The sequence below is a fragment of the Cupriavidus sp. 10L45 genome (assembly GCF_056395225.1).
This window is the reverse complement of record NZ_JBFTJC010000030.1, coordinates 1-2,541: the sequence shown is the minus strand read 5'-3', so window position 1 is coordinate 2,541 and position 2,541 is coordinate 1. Positions and strand designations below refer to the sequence as shown.

Here is a 2,541-nt window from a genome sequence, read left to right as displayed (position 1 = left end):
CCCTTCAAGGGATAGTCAGGATGGTGAAGATTCATCATCGTCACGAACACCTTGACATTGCCGTCGCGCAGAAAATGCACGGCAAACCTTCCCAATTCGTCTGGCCGATAGGGAGGCACGGAGACGAATCGCACCTGTGGCACATCGTCAATGCGATTGACCCATCTGACCTTTACCGTCATACCAGGCTCGTGGACCAAGGGCACCATGACGCAACACGTACGTTTCCCACCGCCCTTGTGCGCCCCGATATTCGGTCCGCCATGACCGTTGACCTCAAACGCGTAGATGCCTACATCGGTGTGGTTGTATCCAACCATTGACACTGAGATTGGCTCCTCGCCGCAACCGGACACTGCCAGTGACAATGCTGCTAGCAGGCCGGCTATCCACGCCCGTGGGCGCGCTACTGTGTAAGGCATGACTCTCCTCGTGGAACTGTGGTTACTTGCGCGCCTCGTCGCCCTTCAAGGGATAGTCGGGATGTCCAAGACCCATCATGGTCACGAACACCTTGACATTGCCGTCGCGCAGGAAGTGGACGGCGAACATTCCGCCATCCCTTGGTCCATAAGGAGGTACCGGCACGATCCGCTCCTGCGGCACATCGTCGATGCGATGGACCCATCTGACCTTCGCCGTCATGCCAGGCTTGTGGATCCGTGGCACCGTGACGCAACAAGTGAACTTTCCGCCGCCCTCGTGCGGCCAGATATTCGGTCCGCCATGACCGTTGACCTCAAACGCGTAGATCCCCACGTCCGTGTGGTTGTAGCCAACCATTGACACCGCGATGGGCTTGTCGCCGCAACCGGACATGGCCAGTGGCAATGCTGCTAGCAGGCCGGCTATCCACGCCCGTGGGCGCGCTACTGTGTAAGGCATGACTCTCCTCATGAAACTGTGGTTACTTGCGCGCCTCGTCGCCCTTCAAGGGATAGTCAGGATGACGGAGTGCCATCATGGTCACGAACACCTTGACGTTGCCATCGCGCAGAAAATGCACGGCAAACCTTCCCAATTCTTCCGGCCGATAGGGCGGGACGGAGACGACTCGCATCTGGGGAACATCCTTGATGTGGTTGACCCATCTGACTTTCACCGTCATGCCAGGTTTGTGGGCCCGTGGCACCGTGACGCAACAAGTGAAATTGCCACCGCCCTCGTGCGGGCCGATGTATGGACCGCCGTGCCCGTCTACCTCGAAGGCGTAAATCCCTTCATCGGTGTGGTTATAGCCAACCATTGACACAGCAATAGGCTCGTCGCCGCAACCGGAAATCGCTAGCGACAGTGCGGCTAGCAGACTGCCTGCCCACGCCCGTGGGCGCGTTGCTTTGAATCGATTCGTGCCGCCTGAAGCTGGTGGTGCAGCGCCGTAAGGCATGGTTCTTTCTCCAATCGATGTCGTTACAGCCGAGCTTCATCGCCCTTCAAGGGATAGTCGGGATGGTGAAGATTCATCATCGTCACGAACACCTTGACATTGCCGTCGCGCAGAAAATGCACGGCAAACCTTCCCAATTCGTCTGGCCGATAGGGAGGCACGGAGACGAATCGCACCTGTGGCACATCGTCAATACGATTGACCCATCTGACCTTTACCGTCATACCAGGCTCGTGGACCAAGGGCACCATGACGCAACACGTACGTTTCCCACCGCCCTCGTGCGGCCAGATATTCGGTCCGCCATGACCGTTGACCTCAAACGCGTAGATCCCCACGTCCGTGTGGTTGTAGCCAACCATTGACACCGCGATGGGCTTGTCGCCGCAACCGGACATGGCCAGTGACAATGCCGCTAGCAGGCCGGCTAACCACGCCCGTGGGCGCGCTACTGTGTAAGGCATGACTCTCCTCGTGGAACTGTGGTTACTTGCGCGCCTCGTCGCCCTTCAACGGGTAGTCAGGATGACGAAGCGCCATCATCGTCACGAACACCTTGACGTTGCCGTCGCGCAGGAAATGGACGGCAAACCTTCCAATTTCCTCTGGCCCGTAGGGCGGCACGGGGACGATCCGCTCCTGCGGAACATCGTCGATGCGATTGACCCATCGAACCTTCACCGTCGTGCCAGGCTTGTAGATCCGTGGCACCGTGACGCAGCAAGTGAAATTGCCACCGCCCTTGTGCGCCCCGATATTCGGGCCGCCATGACCGTTGACCTCGAACGCATAGATGCCCACATCGGTGTGGTTATAGCCAACCATTTCCACTGAGATTGGCTCGTCGCCGCAACCGGACATCGCTAGCGACAGTGCGGCTAGCAGACTGCCTGCCCACGCCCGTGGGCGCGTTGCTTTGAATCGATTCGTGCCGCCTGAAGCTGGTGGTGCAGCGCTGTAAGGCATGGTTCTTTCTCCAATCGATGTCGTTACAGCCGAGCTTCATCGCCCTTCAAGGGATAGTCAGGATGGTGAAGATTCATCATCGTCACGAACACCTTGACATTGCCGTCGCGCAGAAAATGCACGGCAAACCTTCCCAATTCGTCTGGCCGATAGGGAGGCACGGAGACGAATCGCACCTGTCGCACCTG

The 2,541-nt window shown here is 58.4% G+C and carries 5 protein-coding genes; all 5 read right to left on the bottom strand.

Translation table 11 applies throughout. The features are described 5' to 3' along the window. Positions 1-422, bottom strand: a 422-nt coding sequence (locus AC1DFU_RS27565) for a DUF3304 domain-containing protein (protein WP_477159888.1), incomplete at its 3' end; no start/stop codon positions are given. Between the two features lie 22 nt (positions 423-444). Further along, a complete protein-coding gene (locus AC1DFU_RS27560; protein ID WP_441593855.1) occupies positions 445-885 on the bottom strand; it encodes a DUF3304 domain-containing protein in 441 nt (146 codons plus the stop codon). A gap of 22 nt (positions 886-907) precedes the next feature. Continuing rightward, a complete protein-coding gene (locus AC1DFU_RS27555) occupies positions 908-1,387 on the bottom strand; it encodes a DUF3304 domain-containing protein (RefSeq protein ID WP_441593853.1) in 480 nt (159 codons plus the stop codon). A gap of 23 nt (positions 1,388-1,410) precedes the next feature. Next, positions 1,411-1,851 carry a DUF3304 domain-containing protein gene (locus AC1DFU_RS27550; protein WP_441593851.1) on the bottom strand — a complete coding sequence of 147 codons (441 nt, stop codon included), beginning with the start codon at positions 1,849-1,851 and terminating at the stop codon, positions 1,411-1,413. Positions 1,852-1,873: 22 nt separating this feature from the next. Then, on the bottom strand, positions 1,874-2,353 hold the full coding sequence (locus AC1DFU_RS27545) for a DUF3304 domain-containing protein (RefSeq protein WP_441593849.1): 480 nt from the start codon (positions 2,351-2,353) through the stop codon (positions 1,874-1,876). Positions 2,354-2,541 lie beyond the last annotated feature (188 nt).